This is a genomic window from Caballeronia sp. INDeC2 (genome assembly GCF_023631325.1).
Taxonomy (GTDB): domain Bacteria; phylum Pseudomonadota; class Gammaproteobacteria; order Burkholderiales; family Burkholderiaceae; genus Caballeronia.
The window spans coordinates 140,358-159,935 of sequence record NZ_JALQDG010000031.1 but is presented as its reverse complement, the minus strand read 5'-3'; the positions used below and the strand labels follow the sequence as shown (position 1 = coordinate 159,935).

18 protein-coding genes are annotated in these 19,578 nt (G+C 63.9%); 8 read left to right on the top strand and 10 right to left on the bottom strand.

Annotated elements, in window-relative coordinates:
* Positions 1 to 20 precede the first annotated feature (20 nt).
* The 3 genes from NCS28_RS21030 (at position 21) to NCS28_RS21020 (ending at position 1,540) form a co-directional block, all read left to right on the top strand.
* Complete coding sequence (locus NCS28_RS21030) at positions 21 to 677, top strand: phosphorylase (RefSeq protein WP_250515802.1); 657 nt, start codon at positions 21 to 23, stop codon at positions 675 to 677.
* Positions 678 to 807: 130 nt separating this feature from the next.
* Positions 808 to 1,281 (top strand): acyl-CoA thioesterase, encoded by a 474-nt coding sequence (locus NCS28_RS21025; protein ID WP_250515695.1) that lies wholly within the window; start codon positions 808 to 810, stop codon positions 1,279 to 1,281.
* Positions 1,282 to 1,306: 25 nt separating this feature from the next.
* A complete protein-coding gene (locus tag NCS28_RS21020) occupies positions 1,307 to 1,540 on the top strand; it encodes a type II toxin-antitoxin system Phd/YefM family antitoxin (RefSeq protein WP_250515694.1) in 234 nt (77 codons plus the stop codon).
* Between the two features lie 32 nt (positions 1,541 to 1,572).
* Here NCS28_RS21020 and NCS28_RS33230 read toward each other — a convergent pair whose 3' ends face one another.
* The 3 genes from NCS28_RS33230 to hpnN form a co-directional block, all read right to left on the bottom strand.
* Positions 1,573 to 1,698 carry a hypothetical protein gene (locus tag NCS28_RS33230; RefSeq protein ID WP_284505381.1) on the bottom strand — a complete coding sequence of 42 codons (126 nt, stop codon included), beginning with the start codon at positions 1,696 to 1,698 and terminating at the stop codon, positions 1,573 to 1,575.
* Positions 1,699 to 1,899: 201 nt separating this feature from the next.
* Positions 1,900 to 2,877 (bottom strand): MlaA family lipoprotein, encoded by a 978-nt coding sequence (locus tag NCS28_RS21015; RefSeq protein WP_250515693.1) that lies wholly within the window; start codon positions 2,875 to 2,877, stop codon positions 1,900 to 1,902.
* Positions 2,874 to 5,534 carry a hopanoid transporter HpnN gene (gene hpnN, locus NCS28_RS21010; RefSeq protein ID WP_250515692.1) on the bottom strand — a complete coding sequence of 887 codons (2,661 nt, stop codon included), beginning with the start codon at positions 5,532 to 5,534 and terminating at the stop codon, positions 2,874 to 2,876. Before hpnN ends, NCS28_RS21015 begins: the two co-directional genes overlap by 4 nt.
* A 258-nt stretch (positions 5,535 to 5,792) precedes the next feature.
* On the opposite strand from hpnN, the gene NCS28_RS21005 reads away from it, so the two are divergent.
* Positions 5,793 to 6,410 carry an MlaC/ttg2D family ABC transporter substrate-binding protein gene (locus NCS28_RS21005; protein WP_250515691.1) on the top strand — a complete coding sequence of 206 codons (618 nt, stop codon included), beginning with the start codon at positions 5,793 to 5,795 and terminating at the stop codon, positions 6,408 to 6,410.
* A gap of 28 nt (positions 6,411 to 6,438) precedes the next feature.
* On the opposite strand, the gene NCS28_RS21000 is transcribed toward NCS28_RS21005, so the two are convergent.
* Positions 6,439 to 7,077, bottom strand: a complete 639-nt coding sequence (locus NCS28_RS21000) for a response regulator (protein WP_250515690.1) — start codon at positions 7,075 to 7,077, stop codon at positions 6,439 to 6,441.
* Positions 7,067 to 8,494, bottom strand: a complete 1,428-nt coding sequence (locus NCS28_RS20995; protein WP_250515689.1) for a cache domain-containing protein — start codon at positions 8,492 to 8,494, stop codon at positions 7,067 to 7,069. The genes NCS28_RS21000 and NCS28_RS20995 overlap by 11 nt, the downstream gene beginning before the upstream one ends.
* Positions 8,495 to 8,758: 264 nt before the next feature.
* On the opposite strand from NCS28_RS20995, the gene NCS28_RS20990 reads away from it, so the two are divergent.
* The 3 genes from NCS28_RS20990 (at position 8,759) to NCS28_RS20980 (ending at position 11,364) form a co-directional block, all read left to right on the top strand.
* Complete coding sequence (locus NCS28_RS20990; RefSeq protein WP_250515688.1) at positions 8,759 to 10,843, top strand: carbon starvation CstA family protein; 2,085 nt, start codon at positions 8,759 to 8,761, stop codon at positions 10,841 to 10,843.
* Between the two features lie 9 nt (positions 10,844 to 10,852).
* Positions 10,853 to 11,047 (top strand): YbdD/YjiX family protein, encoded by a 195-nt coding sequence (locus NCS28_RS20985; protein ID WP_008354281.1) that lies wholly within the window; start codon positions 10,853 to 10,855, stop codon positions 11,045 to 11,047.
* Positions 11,048 to 11,217: 170 nt separating this feature from the next.
* Entirely contained in the window at positions 11,218 to 11,364 is a 147-nt protein-coding gene (locus NCS28_RS20980) for a hypothetical protein (RefSeq protein WP_250515687.1), read from the top strand.
* A 78-nt stretch (positions 11,365 to 11,442) separates the two neighbouring features.
* On the opposite strand, the gene hpnH is transcribed toward NCS28_RS20980, so the two are convergent.
* Positions 11,443 to 12,597 carry an adenosyl-hopene transferase HpnH gene (hpnH, locus tag NCS28_RS20975; protein WP_250515686.1) on the bottom strand — a complete coding sequence of 385 codons (1,155 nt, stop codon included), beginning with the start codon at positions 12,595 to 12,597 and terminating at the stop codon, positions 11,443 to 11,445.
* Between the two features lie 13 nt (positions 12,598 to 12,610).
* A complete protein-coding gene (gene ispH, locus NCS28_RS20970) occupies positions 12,611 to 13,573 on the bottom strand; it encodes a 4-hydroxy-3-methylbut-2-enyl diphosphate reductase (RefSeq protein ID WP_250515685.1) in 963 nt (320 codons plus the stop codon).
* Between the two features lie 420 nt (positions 13,574 to 13,993).
* Here ispH and NCS28_RS20965 point away from each other — a divergent pair, with 420 nt between their 5' ends.
* Positions 13,994 to 15,196 (top strand): glycosyltransferase, encoded by a 1,203-nt coding sequence (locus NCS28_RS20965; protein ID WP_284505373.1) that lies wholly within the window; start codon positions 13,994 to 13,996, stop codon positions 15,194 to 15,196.
* Between the two features lie 121 nt (positions 15,197 to 15,317).
* On the opposite strand, the gene NCS28_RS20960 is transcribed toward NCS28_RS20965, so the two are convergent.
* The 3 genes from NCS28_RS20960 to hpnA form a co-directional block, all read right to left on the bottom strand.
* Positions 15,318 to 15,848: a hypothetical protein gene (locus NCS28_RS20960; protein WP_250515684.1), complete on the bottom strand. Its 531-nt coding sequence runs from the start codon at positions 15,846 to 15,848 to the stop codon at positions 15,318 to 15,320.
* Positions 15,849 to 16,074: 226 nt separating this feature from the next.
* Positions 16,075 to 18,321 carry an NADP-dependent isocitrate dehydrogenase gene (locus tag NCS28_RS20955; RefSeq protein WP_250515683.1) on the bottom strand — a complete coding sequence of 749 codons (2,247 nt, stop codon included), beginning with the start codon at positions 18,319 to 18,321 and terminating at the stop codon, positions 16,075 to 16,077.
* 244 nt (positions 18,322 to 18,565) lie between these two features.
* On the bottom strand, positions 18,566 to 19,576 hold the full coding sequence (gene hpnA, locus NCS28_RS20950) for a hopanoid-associated sugar epimerase (RefSeq protein ID WP_250515682.1): 1,011 nt from the start codon (positions 19,574 to 19,576) through the stop codon (positions 18,566 to 18,568).
* Between the last annotated feature and the right edge of the window lie 2 nt (positions 19,577 to 19,578).

Genomic DNA, 19,578 nt, shown 5'->3' with positions numbered 1-19,578 from the left:
CCGTCGTCGCCGTGACCGGCATGGCGTTCGAGGCGAAGATCGTGCGCGGACGCGGCGTCGATGTGGTGTTCGCGGCGCGCGCCGACTGGCTGGAGCGCGCGTTGTCCGATGCGATCGCGCGCGGCTGCTCGGGCATCATCAGCTTCGGCACGGCGGGCGGCCTCGCGCCGGATCTCGAGCCGGGCGAGTTGATCGTGGCCGAGAGCGTGTGCGGTCCGTTCGGCGAGTTGCATACTGACGCGGCGTGGTCCGCGCGTATCGCCGATGCGTTCGCGGGCACGCCCGTCGAGCGCGTCGTACGGCGCGGCCGGATGGCGGGCGTCACCGCGCCCGTCAAGAGCGAGGCGGAAAAGCGCTCGCTGCATTCGTCGACGGGCGCGCTGGCCGTCGATATGGAATCGCATATCGCCGGGGCGATCGCGACGGCGCGCGGCTTGCCGTTCGCGGTATGCCGCGCGGTCGTCGATCCTGCGTGGCGAACGTTGCCGCCGGCCGCAACCGCCGGTTTGCGCGATGACGGAACGACGGCCATCGGTCCGATTTTGCGGGAATTGCTGCGCGATCCGGCGCAACTGGGCGCGCTCTTGCGCCTCGCGTCCGACGCCCGCGCAGCCCGCGCGACGCTCGTGCAGGCGCGCCACGCGCTGGGATCGGCGCGGGCGCTGTCCTTTGGCTGAGTGTTTCACTTCACTCTTGCTTTCTGCGGGTTAACCCTCATCTCGATATAATCAGGGAAAACCCTAACCGAGCGCGCGTCCTTTTTCTCTGTCTTGTGACGCGCGCGGTCAAGAAAGCGAGGTACCGCAAATGAATTTCCACACCCGCAAATGGGTCAAGCCCGAAGATCTGAATCCGAACGGAAGTCTCTTCGGCGGCAGTCTTCTGCGCTGGATCGACGAAGAAGCCGCGATTTATGCGATATCGCAACTGGGTAACCAGCGCGTCGTGACAAAGTTCATGTCCGAAATCAACTTCGTGAGTTCGGCGCGTCAGGGCGACATCATCGAACTGGGCATCACCGCGACGCATTTCGGCCGCACATCGATCACGCTGCGCGCAGAAGTCCGCAACAAGATTACGCGCAAAAGCATTCTGACCGTCGAGAAGATGGTGTTCGTGAACCTGAACGAACAGGGTGAGCCCGCGCCGCACGGCCGCACGCAGATCCGTTACGCCGATGAATTGTTCGAGGCGTATCGGCGCGATCAGGGGGCGGTGGAAGCGCCGAAGGTGTCGGGCGATGATTTGATCCAGGAAGTTGCGGAAGAAGGCGCGCTTTGAAGCCGTCATTGAACGAATTCATAGCGTGTTGTCCGGTAGCATTTCCGAGTTCAAGCAGAATCCGGGCGAAGTGATCGAGGTGTGGCGCGGCGGGCCTGCTGCTGTGCTCAATCGCAATCGCCCGGCGTTCTACACTGTATTCCCGGAGTTGATGGCCGAAATGGGCGAGCTCTATGACCAACGCCAGTTGACGAACCTGGTCCGGTCTCGCCTGAAGTCCGTGAAACGCGCGGTCAAGGTCGACACCGACGATCTGTGACGGCCTATGAACTCCTGTTCGTGCCCGAGGCTCTAGAGAATCGGGCGGAACTGCATGGTCCTCTCAAAGCGCTTTTCCAGCAGGCGCTGCGCAAACGCCTGAAGGCCACCGCGCGTGGCGGGCTCAAGCTGCGAGGTGTGGGCTACCGGCTCGTCCATATCGCCCGCGATGACGAAATTCAGCGGAATATCGTCGTTTTAACGGTTAGCCGTCGCGATGGCGGAATCACGAGGCGGCGGCAGCGGGGGGAAGCGTGGGCAGAGTCTTTGACGCGCCATGTCTCGCGACTTCTGAACGCCACACACAAAACCCAAAACGGGCGCTCATGCGCCCGTTTCCTTTCCTGCTTCCAAACCAGCCTACTTCCCCGCAGGCTGCGCCGCTGGATCCTCATACTGCGGCAGCCCCTGAGCCTTGCTCGAACTCGGCGACGGCTCGCCCTTCGGCGCATTTTCCTCGGGTGCAGGCGACTTCCCACCGACCCCGCCCGCCGGCGATGCCGCCGCACCCGGATCGACATACGTCGGCAAGCCCTGCTCCTTGCTGCCACCGCCGCTTTCACCCGGCGCGCTCGCGCCGTCGGGCGCCGACGCACCTTCGTCGCCATAATCGGGCAGCGAACTCGTGCCGCCGCCCGTCAACAAGTACTGACGCCGCTGCGTGTACGCGTCGCGCACGAACGCGTATTTGTCGAGCGCGGCGGCCGACAGCAAATCGGTCGCGCCGATCAAATCCGCGCGCGCGCTCACGAAGTTCACGCCGTACAGCGGCCAGCGGATCTCCGCATCGGAATAACTGACGGGATTCACGCGCCAGTCGACGAGCCAGGTCGTCGAATCGCGGAACGAGCTCGGGCCGAGCAGCGGCAGCACGAGATACGGCCCGGACGGCATGCCGTAGTGCCCGAGCGTCAGGCCGAAATCCTGATGATGCTTCGGCAGGCCCGCCGGCGACGCGATATCGATCAGGCCGCCGATGCCGAACACCGAGTTCATCGCGATACGCATCAGATCCTGCGTCGCATCGGTGATCTTCAGTTGCAGCAGGTTGTTCGCGAAGTTCGAGAAATCGCCCAGATTCGAGAAGAAATTGCTGACCGCCGTGCGCAACGGGCTCGGCGTGTAATCGACATAGAACTGCGCGACGGGCTTCGCGACGTAGGTGTCGAGCGTGTCGTTGAACGTGAAGATCTTGCGGTTCATCGGCTCGAGCGGGTCTTTCGGATTGCGGTCCGGGCCGGTCGCGCAGCCCGTTGTCGCGAGCGCGCCCGCCATCGCCAGACTCATCCCGAATTTACGCACTGCACGAGCGGTCAAAGCCGTCGATCCCCACTTCATTCTTCAATTCCTCTTAGGTTGTCATGTCGTTGCGCCGCCCGGAGCTTCGCGCGGGCGGCCGCGCGCACCTTGCGCGGTTTGCCCATCAGGACAGGCTGAAACACCACCGCGCCGATCAGCGTGCAAAAGAGCGACAGCGCCAGCAGTCGTCCCATGCTCGACGTGCCCGGATGATGGGAGAACCACAAGCTGCCGAACGCCGTTGCCGTCGTGGCTGCACTGAACATAACGGCATGCGTGAGGCTCGACTGTAGCAAGCGCGTCTGCCCGGACCGCCACGCCATCACGAAATAGATCTTGAACGCGACGCCGACGCCCAGCATCAGCGGCAACGCGATGATGTTCGCGAAATTGAGCGGCATCCTGAAGACGACGCACAGTTCCAGCGTGACGATCGCGGAGACGAGCAACGGTACCAAAGTTCTTAAAACATCGCCCAAACGGCGCAGCGCGATCCACAGCAGCACGGCAATCGCGATCAGCGAATAGAGCGCCGCCTGCTCGAACGCCTTGATGATCGTCTCCGCCGAATGGCGCACGGAGATCGGCCCGCCGATCGCATCGGGCGCGGCCTTCTGCACGGCGTCGGCGAAGCGGGCGAGCAGCGCGTCGTCGTTGGGATCGGCGCCCGGCGGGATCTTCGGCGCGATGTCGACGAGCGCCTGACCCTGCGGTGTCACGAACGACGCGACCATTTGCGGCGGCAGCGTGTCGCGTGTGATTTCCGTCGGCGTGAGGAGCGTGCGCAGTTGCGCGAGCGCGACGCGCAGCGGCTCGGCCATCGCGTGCTCTGCGCGATCGCGCGTCGCGGCGTCGGCTTGGGCCAGCTTGGCGAGCGTCTCCGAAAGGTGCTTCGCTTCCTTGTCGCCGGGGCCGGGATGCTCGTCGGCGGCGAGCGATAGCTGGCTCGACACGCGTTTGAGCGCCGCGACGCGCACGGCGTCTGTCACGGGCGATGCGGTCTGCTGATCGAGCGCGGGCAGCAGTTGATCGGCGGCGGCCTTGATGAGTTCGAGTTTCCGCGGCTGATCCGCGGGGATGAGCGACGAGAGCGTCGTCGCGCTGCCGACTTCCGGCAGCTTGCGCAGTTTCGCGGCGATGCCGTCGGCGCCGGCGAGCGAGTGCGCGAGCACCGCGACATCGTTCACCGCGCCTTCCGGCGAATCCTTGAGCGCGGTGAGCGTCGCCATCGACTCGGTATGCGGATCCTTCAGATGCAGCGGATTGAAGTCGAAGCGCAGATCGAAGAGCAGCGGCAGCGCGCCGATGACGACCACGAGCGTGCCGATCAGCACCGGCTTGCGATGCCTGTCGAGGAATTCGTCGACAGGCGCGAGCACCGGAAAGCCCGGCGAATGCGCTTCGCCCGGCGGCGCGAACACCTTGATGAGCGCGGGCAGGAGCGTCATGTTGGTCGCGTACGCCACGAACATGCCGACGCCCGCGATCAGCCCCAGCTCCGACACGCCGCGATACGCGGTCGGCAGGAACGAGAAGAAGCTCGCGGCGGTCGCGGTGGCGGCGAGCGTGAGCGGCACGGCGACGTGGCGCGCGGTTTCGGCGAGCGATACGTCGAGCCGCTTGTGCTTGTAGCGCTCCTCGCGATACTTCACGCCGAACTGGATGCCGAAGTCCACGCCCAGCCCGACGAACAGCACCATGAACGCGACCGAGATCATATTGAGCGCATGGACCATCATGAGGCCGAGCGCGGCGGTGATCGCGAGCCCGACGAAGAGCGTGATGAACACCGCGAGGATCATGCGCTTCGAGCGCAGCGCGACCCAGAGGATCATCAGCACGACGAGAAAGGTGAGCACGCCGTTGAGCACGGCGCCGTCCTGCACGGACGCGAATTCCTCGTCGGCGAGCGGTTGCGCGCCGGTCAGATGCAGCGTCGCGCCATATTTCTTGTCGATGCCGAGCTCGGCGGCCTTCGCGCGAATCTCTTCCGACGTGCCCGCCGCCGCCTTCAGCGCATTGAAGTTCAGCTCCGGCAACACGGTGACGAACGCGCGCCCAGGCGCAGCGCTGTCCGACGAATCCGCGAGGCCGCGCCACGAGAATGCAGCGGGCTGATTCGCGAGAACACGATCGAGCACGGTCGCGCTTCTGCCGAGCAGACCGGCCATCTGACCCAGATTGACCTGTCCAAGCGTGAGCGGCAGATTGAGCGTCGTGCTGAGCGTCTGCGCGAGGCCGGTGAGCGTCGGGTCGTGCGCGAGCGTATTGATGAGCGGGCGCGCCTGCACGAGCTGCTTCGTCACCTGTTCGACCTTCTCCGTCGGCAGATAGAGCAGGCCGTTATGCTCGAAGAACGCGCCGCCTTCGGGCTGGGACACCGACTTGAAGCGCTCGGGTTCCTTCGCGAGCGCGGCGGCGAGTTCGTTCGCGGCGGCATCGGCGAATTCCTGGGCGGGCGCCTGGACGACGATCAGCAGGCTCGCGCCGCGCTGCGGAAACGCCTCGTCGATAGCCTTGCTGCGCGCAGCCCATTCGGGCTCCGTCTCGATCAGTTGGCTGACGTCGGTGCTGATTTTGAAGTGATGGACGACATAAATCGTGGAGAGCACGCCGAGCAGGAGCGAAACGGCGATAATCCACGCCGGCCGGCGGATGGCGAGTGTGACGAAGCGAGTAATGTTGGACGTCAGCATGAAGACGCTACCTGGTGTGCCCTGTTATCTTTTGTGCGTGCGAACGCGCGAAGTGCATGATGCCGACCGCCGTAATCCGGATCACTCCATGAAACGATGCGGGGAGCCGCGCAAGTATACCGGGCGCACGCGACACGCCCTGCTTGAACTGTTGCGGCGCGGCGGTGTCGATATACTGACCGCGCAGCCAGCTGGCCGCTGCTGCAATCCGAAGGCCGCACAACCCGCGCCACCAAACCTGATTAGAGAACGGGTGCCATGAAACGCTATCTGTCTATTTGCTTCGCTTTCCTCCTTGCCTCGTTGTCCTTCACAGGCGAGGCGCTCGCACAAACGAGTCCCGATGCCGTCGTGAAGAACGCCGTCGAAGGCACCGTCAACGCAATGAAGGCCGACCCGCAGGCGCGCGGCGGCGACATGGCGAAGATCACGCAACTCGTCGAAACGCGCTTCCTGCCCGCGACCGACTTCCAGCGCACGACGCGCATCGCGGTCGGCAAAGCCTGGGCAAGCGCCACGCCCGAACAGCAAAAGCAGCTTTACGACCAGTTCCAGACGCTTCTGGTTCGCACTTATGCGGCCTCGCTCTCGCAATTGCGCGATCAGGACGTGAAGTTCAAGTTCGACGCGCCCAACGTCGACGCCAACGCGAAAGACACCGTCGTCGAGTCGCATGTCATTTCCACGGGCGGCGACAATCCCGTGCGCTATCGTCTGGAAAAGACGCCGCAGGGCTGGAAAATCTACGACATCGACATGATGGGCGCCTGGCTCATTCAGGTCTATCAGCAACAATTCGCCGGCCAGTTGCAAAAGGGCGGCGTCGACGGCCTCATCAAGTTCCTTTCCGAGCACAACGCCCGTTCCGCGGGCTGACGCTCGCATCTTTCGGCGAGGCCGGGCATCACGTTCGACGGTGCTCCACCGCAAACTTGATCAACTCGGCCTGACCGTCGATATCCAGTTTGCGCTTCAAATTCAACCGATGCGTTTCCACCGTGCGCACCGACAGCCCGTGCTGCTGCGCGATCTGCTTGCTCGATAAACCCTCGGCCAGCGCATCGAGGATGTCGAGTTCGCGCGGCGTCAGGCGTTCGAGCGGCGTCTGCATCGACTGTGCCTGAATCATGCGCGCGGCGAGCCCGGCGCTGAAGAAGGTCTTCCCGGCGAGCACGGCGTCGATCGCCTGAATGATCTCGGTGGCGGGCGAATCCTTCAGCACGTAGCCGCTCGCGCCCGCGCGTACCGCCTGCTTCACGTACTCCACGTTGTCGTGCATCGACAGCATCAGCACGCGGACGCCCGGATGCCGCTCGTGAAAAAGCGCCGCCAGTTCGACGCCGCTCATCCCTGCCATGCCGACGTCCATAAGCGCGAGATCGGGCGGGTTCGCTTCGTCGGCGGCGAGCGCGAGCGCTTCGTTCGCGTTGCCCGCCTCGCCGATCACGGAGAGACGCGGCACGGAGTCGAGGCGGGCGCGCAGGCCGTCGCGCACGAGCGGATGATCGTCCACGAGAATGATGCGGGCGGGTTCAGCGCTCATCGGTAAGTCCTTGAAGATTGGGTGCGGCGAGCGGCAGCGGCACGCTCGCGGTGATCGAAGTGCGGCCGAGCTGTGCGCTGATCGTCAGCGTGCCGCCGAGCGTGTCAAGCCGCTCGCGCATGTTGCGCAGACCAACGCCGCTCGCGGGATCGGAGAACGCGTTGTGCGCGTCGAAACCGCGACCGTTGTCGGTGATGTCGAGCGTGACGGCGTGCGTGGCGATATCGAGCGTGATCGCCGCGCGCGACGCCTGCGCGTGCCGCGCGATGTTGGTCAGCGCTTCCTGCGCGATGCGAAACAGCACGGTGTTGACGGGATCGGGCAGCGTGGTGCGCTGCGTCGCGCAGGGCTTGCCGTCGTCCATCGATTCGAAGCGCGCCTCGATGCCGTCGTGTCCGTCGAACTCGCGCACGAGCTGCTGCAGCGCGGCGGCGAGCCCGAGATCGTCGAGCATTGCGGGGCGCAGCGCGTGCGAGATGCGGCGCACTTCGCGCAGCGTGCCCGAGAGACGCCCGAGGCTCGTCGCGAGCGCGGCTTCGGCGGTCGGCTCGCGCGCCGCGCCGCGCTCGAATCGCGCGAGCGCCGATTCGAGCAGCAGCTTCACCGAGACGAGCATCTGGCTGATGCCGTCGTGCAGCTCGCGCGAGAGCCGCGCGCGTTCCTGTTCCTGCGAATCGACCACTTGCCGGGCGAGGCGCTTCAGCTTGGCGTCGGCGCTGCGATGCTCGCTGATGTTGAGCACCGCGCCGCACACCGCAATGATCGCGAGCGCGGCGAGCGCGGTAGCGCCGATCCACATCAGCGTGCGTTCGATATTCGCGGCCGCCTGCGAATCGATGCGCGCGAGCGTCGTTTCGACATCCTCCAGATAGATGCCCGTGCCCATCATCCAGCCCCAGCGCTCGAGCGGCACCACGTAGCCGAGCTTGGGCGCGATGAGTCCGGTGGACGGCCGCCGCCACACATAGCGCACGTAGCCGCCGCCTTTCGACGCCTGTTCGACGAGTTCTTGAATGGTCAGCGCGCCGTTCGGATCGCGCATGAGCCAGAGATCGCGTCCGACGAGATCCGGCTGACGCGGATGCATGAGCGACGTGCCGTGCATCGTGTAGACGAAAAAGTAGCCGTCCTGGCCGAAGTCGAGCCGCTGCAGCGCATCAAGTGCGAGGCGGCGGCGTTCGTCGTCGCTGCGCGGATCGGTCGCGGGTGCGTCGTAGTACGGCGCGATGGCGCTCTTCGCGATCTCGACGTAATGCCGCAGCTCGATTTCCTTGCTCGACATGTAGGCGGCCTGCGTGGTCTCGTGCTGCGCCTGCGCGAGCGATTGCGCCTGCTGGCGCACGCCGTAGGTGATGCCGCCGATCGCCAGCGCGAACGGCACGATCGCGAGCAGGAAGATCTTTGCCTTCAGGTTCATCTAGGGTCTGTTCACATACAAAACGGCCACGCGTTGCCCTTGCAGGGCAACCCTTCGGAACGCCCGAACTGCGCCCAATGGCGGCGTCGTTCGCATGGCCGTTTCGTATGCGAACCGACCCTCGGGTTTTCCGCTACGTGAAGCCACGTAGCGCGCATACGTAGTTATGCGCTTGTAAGCGCCCGGGCGAAAGCGAATACTACCGCCCAATGCGCTATCACGGCGCATCCATCGACCTCACGGGTCAATAACTAAGGAGACGCCATGAATCGGGCTTCCGGATTCCTGGTCTGGATCGCGCTCGCGCTATTGGGCGCGTTCGCATTCGGCACCATCGCACTCGCGCACGGCGAGCGCATCAGCGCACTATGGATCGTCATCGCGGCGGTCTGCGTCTATCTCATCGCTTACCGGTTCTATTCGCGCTTCATCGCGGCGAAGGTGCTGCAACTCGACGGCCTGCGCATGACGCCGGCCGTTCGTCATAACGATGGCCTCGACTACGTGCCGACGAACAAGTACGTGCTCTTCGGCCACCACTTCGCCGCGATCGCGGGCGCGGGCCCGCTGGTCGGCCCGGTGCTGGCCGCGCAGATGGGCTATACGCCCGGCATGCTGTGGATCCTCGGCGGCGTGGTGTTCGCGGGCGCGGTGCAGGATTTCGTCGTCCTGTTCATCTCGACGCGCCGCGACGGCCGCTCGCTCGGCGATCTCATCAAGATGGAGCTCGGCACCGTGCCCGGCGTGATCGCGCTCTTCGGCGCGTTCCTCATCATGGTGATCATTCTCGCGGTGCTCGCGCTGATCGTCGTGAAGGCGCTGACCAATTCGCCGTGGGGCACGTTCACCGTCGCGGCGACCATTCCGATCGCGCTCTTCATGGGCGTCTATACGCGCTACATTCGTCCGGGACGCATCGGCGAAGTGTCGATCATCGGGTTCATCGGCCTGATGCTCGCGATCGTGTACGGCGGCCAGGTCGCCGAATCCGCGACGCTCGCGCCGTACTTCACGTTCACCGGCACGCAGCTCGTGTGGATCCTGATCGGTTACGGTTTCGTCGCGTCGGTGCTGCCGGTGTGGCTGTTGCTCGCGCCGCGCGACTATCTGTCGACCTTCCTCAAGATCGGCACGATTCTCGGCCTCGCGATCGGTATTCTGATCGTCGCGCCCGAACTGAAGATGCCGGCTTTCACGAAGTTCGTCGATGGCAGCGGGCCGGTGTGGTCGGGCAATCTGTTCCCGTTCCTTTTCATCACGATCGCGTGCGGCGCGGTGTCGGGCTTCCACGCGCTGATCTCGTCGGGCACGACGCCCAAGATGATCGATAACGAAGTCAACATGCGCTTCATCGGCTACGGCGCGATGCTGATGGAATCGTTCGTCGCGATCATGGCGCTCGTCGCCGCCTGCGTGATCGAGCCGGGCGTGTATTTCGCGATGAACAGTCCCGCCGCGCTGCTCGGCTCGACGCCCGAAGCGGTCGCGCAGACCGTGACGAGCTGGGGCTTCGTGCTGACGCCGGACATGCTGACGTCGACGGCGAAGGCGGTCGGCGAGACGACCATCGTCGCGCGTGCCGGCGGCGCGCCGACGCTCGCGGTCGGCATGGCGCACATTCTTCATCAGGTGATCGGCGGCCCGGCGATGATGGCGTTCTGGTATCACTTCGCCATTCTGTTCGAAGCGCTCTTCATCCTGACCGCCGTCGACGCGGGCACGCGCGCCGGCCGCTTCATGCTGCAGGATCTGCTCGGCACCTTTCATCCGGCGTTGCGCCGCACGGAGTCGCTGCCGGCCAATCTCGTCGCGACGGGTCTGTGCGTCGCCGCGTGGGGCTACTTCCTGTATCAGGGCGTGGTCGATCCGTTCGGCGGCATCAACACGCTGTGGCCGCTCTTCGGCATCTCGAACCAGATGCTCGCGGGCATCGCGCTGATGCTCGGCACCGTCGTGCTGTTCAAGATGAAGCGCGAGCGCTATGCGTGGGTCACGCTGGTCCCGACGATCTGGCTGCTCATCTGCACGTTGACGGCCGGCTGGCAGAAGATTTTCGACGCGAATCCGAAGGTCGGCTTCCTCGCCCACGCGGGCAAGCTGAAGGACGCGTACGATGCGGGCAAGGTGATGGCGCCGGCGAAGTCGCTCGCGGAGATGCAGCGCATCATCTTCAACGATTACGTCGATGCAGCGCTTGCCGGCCTGTTCATTTTCGTCGTGTTGAGCATCGCGCTGTACGGCGTGCTGGCGGTGTTGCGCGCGCGTCGCGAAACCAAGCCGACGGTGCGCGAGACGCCTTTCGAAGCGATGCCCGCGGGCGCGGGCGCGGCGGTCCGTTCGGGCCACTAGGAGCGCACGATGTTCAGCGATCTTCGGCAAGCAGGACGGTATCTCGGCCAGACGATGCGTCTGATGGTCGGGATGCCCGATTACGATGCCTATGTCACGCACATGCAGACGACACATCCCGACAAGCCGGTGATGAGCTACGCGGAGTTTTTCCGCGAGCGACAGGAGGCGCGGTATGGATCGGGAGCGGGGAAGTGTTGTTGAGTTGATGCGGCGTGGCAAGGGTTGACGACAACGCGACGGTGAGAGCCGTCGCGTTTTTTTGTGCGTGCAGAGATGGCAAATTTTCGACAACTTCAGCCGCGCCTTCCGGAAACCCACCGCTCAAAAGGGTGTTCAAAGCACAATCGCTTTTGCACTTCGAGGACGTCAACATGACAGATCATCAAAAGCCGATGCCTGATAAGCCATCGGACAATGAACTCCTTTCGCCGCTCGAAGCGTTGCGCGGGAGTGTGCCGTTCAACATCGATCCGATTGAACCCGTCGGCGTAGATGTTTGGGAAGCCCTCAGAGATTAGATGCGGCGTACATCAAAACAAAAGGGCGGATGACCCAAGTCACCCGCCCTTCGCATTTTCAAACGTTCAGCGCCCGCCTCAGTTCACCGCCGCTGCCGTCTTCGCGCCCTTGTTCTTCTGCGCGCGTCCGATCTCTTCCAGCTTGATCTCGACGTGCTTCGAGAACACGTACTCCGCCGGACGCTGCTTGTCGATCGGCAGATCCTTCGCGAATGCGCCCGTCGTGCGCGGGCCCGACAGCGCGATCTTCGCGGCCTTGAGCGGATGCGCCACCGTATCCATCACGGCGGTCGCCTCGAAGCCGCAGTGGACCATGCAGTCCGCGCACTTTTCGTACTTGCCGGTGCCGTACTTGTCCCAGTCGGTGGTTTCCATCAGTTCCTTGAAGGTCTTCACGTAACCTTCGCCGACCAGATAGCAGGGCTTTTGCCAGCCGAACACCGTGCGCGCCGGGTTGCCCCACGGCGTGCACTGATATGTCTGGTTGCCCGCGAGAAAGTCGAGGAACAGCGTCGACTGGCTGAACGACCAGTTCTTGCCGTTGTTGCCGCGCTTGAAGATTTCGCGGAACAGGTTCTTCGTCTTTTCACGATTCAGGAAGTGCTGCTGGTCCGGGGCGCGCTCATACGCGTAGCCCGGCGAGACCGTGATGCCATCGACGCCGATCGGGCCGAGCGTGTCGAAGAACTTCGCCACGCGCTCGGGTTCCGCATCGTTGAACAGCGTGCAGTTGATGTTCACGCGAAAGCCGCGGCGCTTCGCTTCCTTGATCGCGGCGACGGCCTTGTCGTAAGTGCCCGGTTGCGAAACCGAGTGATCGTGCGCCTCGCGGTCGCCGTCGAGGTGCACCGACCAGACGAAGTACGGGCTCGGCTCGTAGTCGTCCATCTTCTTTTCCATCAGCAGCGCGTTCGTGCAGAGATACACGAACTTCTTGCGCGCCATGATGCCCTTCACGATCTGCGGCATTTCCTTGTGCAGCAACGGCTCGCCGCCCGCGATCGACACGACCGGCGCGCCGCACTCGTCCACGGCGCCGAGGCACTCTTCCAGCGACAAACGCTGGTTCAGGATCGGATCCGGGTAGTCGATCTTTCCGCAGCCGTTACAGGCGAGATTGCAGCGGAACAGCGGTTCGAGCATCAGCGCGAGCGGATAACGCTTGTTGCCCGTCAGGTGCTGCTTGAAGATGTAGGCGCCTACGCGGGCCTTCTGGAGCATCGGGATAGACAATTGCGTCCTCTCCTTATTCTTCGCGAGTCGCGGTTGCCGCAACGGCGGCGACCGGCTGAGTGAGCTTCGCGGGAAGTTTGAATTCGACCTTTTCCTCGCGGCCGTTCATCGTCGTGACTTCGACGGTTTCGAACGCGCGCAGGGCATCGATCACATGTTTGACCATTTCCTCGGGCGCCGAAGCGCCCGCGGTGATGCCGACCGTCTGCACATTGGCAAACCACTCCGGCCTGATCTCTGAACCGTCCGCGACGAGGTAGCTCGGAACGCCGGTCTCGGCGCCGATCTCCCGCAGGCGGTTCGAATTCGAACTGTTGGTCGCGCCGACCACGAGCAGCACATCCACCTGGCTCGACAGCTCGCGCACGGCGGCCTGGCGGTTTTGCGTCGCGTAGCAGATGTCGCGCGTGTCCGGGCCGACGATATCCGTGAAGCGGCGCTGCAAGGCGTCGATGATGCCGCGGGTGTCATCGACCGAAAGCGTGGTCTGCGTGACGTAGGCGACGGGCGTGTCCGGCGCGAGCGTCATCTTTTCCACTTCGGCTTCGCTCTGCACCAGCACGACTTCGCCCGGAATCTGCCCGATCGTGCCTTCGACTTCCGGATGACCCGCGTGGCCGATCAGAATGAGCGTGCGTCCCTGCGATACATACTGACGCCCCTGCACATGAACTTTCGTGACGAGCGGGCAGGTGGCGTCCAGCACATCGAGCCCGCGCGTCTGTGCATCCTTCTCGACGCTCTGCGCAACGCCGTGCGCGCTGAAGATCGCGACCGCGCCGTGCGGCACTTCATCTAGTTCTTCGACGAAACGCGCACCCTTGCTGCGCAGGTTGTCGACGACGTGACGGTTGTGAACGATCTCGTGACGCACATAGACGGGCGCGCCATGCCGTTCGAGGGCCCGATCGACGATCTCGATCGCACGGACCACACCCGCACAAAAGCCGCGGGGTTGAGCAAGGATGATACGCATATTCGAACGAACTCCGACTGACGCGGGTTTCGGGGTTAGCCGGCGCGAAGCTCGCGCTTTCCTTTGTTTCGGCCTTCACGACGCCTCGGAAACGCCAAAAGAGTGCCGGGAAAAGCAGACCGGAAAAAAAGACACGGTGATTGGGTCTGCGCGCCGAAGTTGACCGCGTATTCTAACCCGTTCCCTTTTTGGGTGCTCAACGCCCGCTCCACTGCGCGCAGCCGTTTCACACGCGTCAACACGGCGAATTTGAGAACCCAGTAAACTGTCGGACGCTTCGGACCGCATGGCGGCGAGACTTGCGCCGTTTCCCTGGCCGTACGGCCCTCGGGCCGGGCTTCGGACGGCATTCCCACCCGTGTATTTTTGGCGCAACGCGCAGCCGGCTGCGTCACCCTTTCCAAGCTAATCGTTTATTTCATGCTACTGATCGCCTGGCTGTCTTTTTTGATCTGGATCGTGCTGCTGTTCGCTCGCGGCGGCTTCTGGCGCGCGCAACCTGCGCCGGCACTGTCCGATACGACGGTCCACGCCGTCGGCAACGCCGAGATCGCGCGGCGCGGCGCATGGCCCGCGCTCGTGGCGGTCGTGCCGGCGCGCAACGAGGCCGACGTCATCGGGCGCGCGGTCGGCTCGCTTTTGAAGCAGGACTACGCGGGCGCGTTCCATGTGATCGTCGTCGACGATCACAGCACCGATGGCACCGCCAGCGCCGCGCTCGCCGCCGCCCGCGATCTTGCCCTCGAAGACCGTCTGACGGTGCTGACCGCGCAGTCGCTGCCGCCGGGCTGGTCGGGCAAGGTGTGGGCGCAGTCGCAGGGCATCGGCGCGATCGATTCGCTCGGACTGCCCGCCGAGTTCCTGCTCCTGACCGACGCGGACATCCACCATCCGGCCGATGCTGCGACCCAACTCGTCGCGCGCACGATTCTGGAAGACCGCGATCTGGTCTCGCTCATGGTGCGGCTGCGTTGCGATTCGCTCTGGGAAAAGGTGCTGATTCCGGCGTTCGTGTTCTTCTTCGCGAAGCTCTATCCGTTCGCGTGGGTCAACGACGTGAAGAAGCCGACGGCCGGCGCGGCGGGCGGCTGCATGCTCGTGCGCCGCTCGGCGCTGGCGGAGGCGGGCGGGATCGAATCGATCCGTCAGGAATTGATTGACGATTGCAGTCTCGCCGCGCGCATCAAGCATCGCGCGGGGCGCAACGACGCGCGTCCCATCCGCCTCGATCTCGCCGAGCGCAGCGAATCGCTGCGTCCTTATGAAAGCTGGCGCGATATCTGGAACATGATCGCCCGCACGGCGTTCACGCAACTGCGCTACTCGCCGCTGCTTCTCGCCGGCACCGTGCTCGGCATGGCGGTGATCTATCTGGCGCCGCCCGTGCTCGCGCTGGTCTACGGCTCGCGGGCCTGGCCCGCATGCGCCGCGTGGGCGTTCATGTGCATCGCGTATGGTCCGATGCTGCGCTATTACCGCAGATCGCTCTTGTGGGCGCCGCTGCTTCCGCTCGTCGCGTTGTTTTACGTGAGCGCGACGATTGGGTCGGCCGTGCGGTACTGGAGCGGGAAAGGCGGGCAGTGGAAGGCGCGGGTGCAGGCGCCGACGCAGGAGGGTTCGTAGTCGGGGGGGTTTTAGCGGTTGATGCCGTATTGGTGTCGGTTTATGAGCACTGCCTCTCCCCGCACAGGGGCCGTGCTAATAGACCATAAAGAAAGCGGGATACAGCCGACGAACCGGGCGCTTACTTCTTCGTCAACATGGCATACAACTCGACGACCATATTCGGCGAAAACGTAAACGGCACCCACCCGTGCCCGGCATGCCGCATGACCAGCAAGCGATCGCCGTTCGGATATTTCTGCGTCGCCATGACGGGATTCTTCGTGGCCGCGAAGCGCCAACCCGGCGCGATGCCAGCCGGCTGATCCGGAGACATCGACGCGCGCACGTTCGACAATTCCTCGATCAGCTCCGACACGCCTTCCGGGCTCAGCTTCACCGTCTTGCCAGCGATCGTCATCTCGACCGCATCGCGCTCGGGTCGCGAGACAACGAGCGTCGGTGGCTCGTTGAGGCCCGGCGGTTCGGCCGGCGCGGCGGATTCGCCCGGCTCCCGCACGTCGCCCAAAGCGGGCGGTTCATCGGGCGAAATCGCACAAGACGACGATGCGCCTTCAGTCGATTCAACGGATGTTCGGGCAGATGCGGCGGCGGTCTGAAGGAGCGTGTCGAGGCTCGACTCGAGCGCGCCGAGCTGGTCTTGTAGATTCATGCGAGTGTGTCTGTGTCTGGCAAGCGGGCGGCGAGGCAACGATTCTACCCGCTCGAATTTGGCGAGGTCGGCACAGGTTGTAACCAAATGCACCGAACGTGCGGATTACACGACAGATTTCTTCTATGCTGACGTCGGCATAGCGCGATACGGGGCTCAAAAACAAAACCGGCATCCCCGAAGAGATGCCGGTCGGTCGGGGCGCGCATCACGCGCCCGCACCACGTTACTTCGCGCTCACTTCCGCGAGCGCCGCGTTGAGCGTCTTGCTCGGACGCATCACCGCTTCGAGCTTCTTCTCGTCCGGCTTGTAGTAGCCGCCGATATCCGCCGCATTGCCCTGCACGGCGGCGAGTTCGTCGACGATCTTCTGCTCGTTCTCGGCGAGCGTCTTCGCGAGCGGCGCGAACAGTGCGGCGAGTTCCTTGTCGTCCGTCTGCGACGCGAGCTCCTGCGCCCAGTACATCGCGAGATAGAACTGGCTGCCGCGATTGTCGAGCTGGCCGGTCTTCGGCGACGGGCTCTTGTTGTTGTCGAGCAGCTTGCCCGTTGCGGCGTCGAGCGCCTTCGCGACGAGCTTCGCACGCGCGTTGTCGTTCTTGATGCCGAGCTCTTCGAGCGACACCGCCAACGCGAGGAATTCGCCGAGCGAATCCCAGCGCAGATGGTTCTCCTGCACGAGCTGCTGCACGTGCTTCGGCGCCGAGCCGCCTGCGCCCGTTTCGTACAGGCCGCCGCCCGCCATCAGCGGAACGATCGACAGCATCTTCGCGCTCGTGCCGAGTTCCATGATCGGGAACAGGTCGGTCAGATAGTCGCGCAGGATGTTGCCGGTGACCGAGATCGTGTCCATGCCGCGGATCACGCGCTCGAGCGTGTAACGCATCGCGCGCACTTGCGACATGATCTGGATGTCGAGACCCGTGGTGTCGTAGTCCTTCAGGTACGTCTCGACCTTCTTGATGAGCTCGGCTTCGTGCGGACGATACGGGTCGAGCCAGAACACCGCCGGCGTGCCCGAGTTCTTTACGCGCGTGACGGCGAGCTTCACCCAGTCGCGGATCGGCGCGTCCTTCACGAGGCACATGCGCCAGATGTCGCCCTTCTCGACTTCCTGCGTAAGCCGTTCGATGACTTCGTTCGTCGCGTTGTCGACGATGCGCGCCGTGCCGTCTTCCGCGATCTCGAAGGTCTTGTCGTGCGAGCCGTATTCTTCGGCCTTCTGCGCCATCAGGCCGACGTTCGGCACCGTGCCCATGGTCTTGGGATCGAACGCGCCGTTGGTCTTGCAGAAATTGATGATCTCCTGATAGATGCGCGCGAACGTGCTTTCCGGAATCAGGCATTTCGTGTCTTGGGGACGGCCGTCGGCGCCCCACATCTTGCCGCCCGCGCGGATCATCGCGGGCATGGAAGCGTCGACGATCACGTCGTTCGGCGCATGCAGGTTCGAGATGCCCTTGGCCGAATCGACCATCGCGAGCGCCGGGCGGTGCTCGTGGCACGCGTGCATGTCGCGGATGACTTCATCGCGCTGCGATTCCGGCAGCGTCTCGATCTTCGTGTACAGATCGACGAGGCCGTTGTTCACGTTGATGCCGAGTTCTTCGAAGAGCTTCGCGTGCTTGGCGAACGCGTCTTTGTAGAACACCTTGACGGCGTGGCCGAAGACGATCGGGTGCGAGACCTTCATCATGGTCGCCTTCACGTGCAGCGACAGCATGACGCCCGTCTTGCGCGCGTCTTCCATCTGCTCTTCGTAAAACTCGACGAGCGCCTTCTTGCTCATGAACATGCTGTCGACGATCTCGCCTTCCTGCAGCTTGACCTTCGGCTTCAGCACGATGGTCTCGCCGCGCTTCGTGACGAGTTCCATGCGCACTTCACGAGCTTTGTCGTTCGTGATCGACTTTTCGCCGTGATAGAAGTCGCCATGCTTCATGTGCGCGACGTGCGTGCGCGAAGCCATGCTCCACTCGGCCATGCTGTGCGGATGCTTCTTCGCGTAGTTCTTCACGGCGAGCGGCGCGCGGCGGTCCGAGTTGCCTTCGCGCAGAACCGGGTTCACGGCCGAGCCGAGGCACTTTCCGTAGCGCGCGCGAATGGCTTGCTCTTCGTCGTTCTTAGGCTCCTCGGGGTAGTCGGGCAGCTTGTAGCCTTTCGACTGAAGCTCCTTGATCGCGCTCGTCAACTGGTGCAAAGACGCGCTGATGTTCGGCAGCTTGATGATGTTGGTGTCGTCGAGCTGCGTGAGGCGGCCGAGCTCGGCGAGGTTGTCGGGGACCTTCTGCTCTTCAGTCAGATATTCGGGGAATTCGCCCAGGATGCGCGCGGCAACGGAGATGTCGCTCGTCACGACATTCACGCCCGCCGGCGCGGTGAAGGCACGGACGATCGGCAGAAAGGCGCTGGTCGCGAGCAGCGGAGCTTCGTCGGTCAGGGTGTAGATGATGGTGGGTTGCTGATTACTCATCGCTTGTCTCGACATCCGAAAACAGGTTGGAAAAAACCGCCGGCCTCGGCACCCCTCCGGCAACAGACCGCTATTCTGCCTGATTTTTGCAGGGCGCGCGTGTGAATTTCGCCGTACGCGAACGGCCAAAACGGACGTTTTTCATGCTATATCAACAACTTAACTTTTTTCGAGTCTTATACAAGAGTTGGGAATCCGCGCGCTGTTGCGTGAACGGGAGCGTTTCACGAAATGATTCCGCGCTTCATCTTGCGAGATACCCGTTCGCCCGGAACCAGTCGAGCGCATCCTTCAATCCTTCGCGATACGGCCGCGCGGTGTAGCCCAGTTCGCGTTCGGCCTTCGCCGACGTGAAGTACATCTTGTTCTTCGACATGCGCAGCGCATCGACGGTCACGAACGGCTCCTTGCCGCTGACCTTCGCGAACAATTCCGCGCCGATCGCGAGCGGAAAGAGCGGCCCGCGCGGCAGTTTGATGGTCGGCGGCTTGCGCCCGACGAACCCGGCGATGTCCGCGAGCATCTGCTGCAAGGGCAGATTCTCGCCGCCGAGGATATATCGCTCGCCGATGTTGCCGCGTTCGAGCGCGAGAAAGTGTCCGTTCGCGACGTCGTCGACATGGACGAGGTTCAGGCCCGTATCGACGAAGGCGGGAATCTTGCCCGTCGCCGCTTCGACGATGATGCGCCCGGTTGGTGTCGGACGCACGTCGCGCGGGCCGATCGGCGTCGACGGATTCACGATCACCGCGGGCAGCGCGTTCTGCGCGACCATGCGCTCGACGGCGCGTTCGGCAAGCACCTTGCTGCGCTTGTACGCGCCGATCGTGCTCGCCGGGTCCGACGGCTTCGTCTCGTCGACGATCACGCCCGAACTCGTCACCTTCAAGGTCGCGACGCTGCTGGTATAAACGATGCGTTCGACGCCTTCGGCCAGCGCCGCGCGCATCGTCGCCTCGGTGCCTTCGAGATTCGCGCGCTCGATCTCGCTCGGGTCGGGCGCCCAGATGCGGTAATCGGCCGCGACGTGGAAGAGGAAGCGCACGCCCTTGAGCGCGGCGCGCATCGACGCTTCGTCGCGCATGTCGCCGACGACGATCTCCGCATTCAGCGATTCGACGTTCTTGCGCGGGCTCGTCTTACGCACGAGCACGCGCACGTCGAAACCGCGTTCGATGGCGAGCCGCGCGACCGCGGACCCGACGAAACCCGAGGCGCCGGTGACGAGCACGCGAGAGCCGGAAAAATCAGTCATTC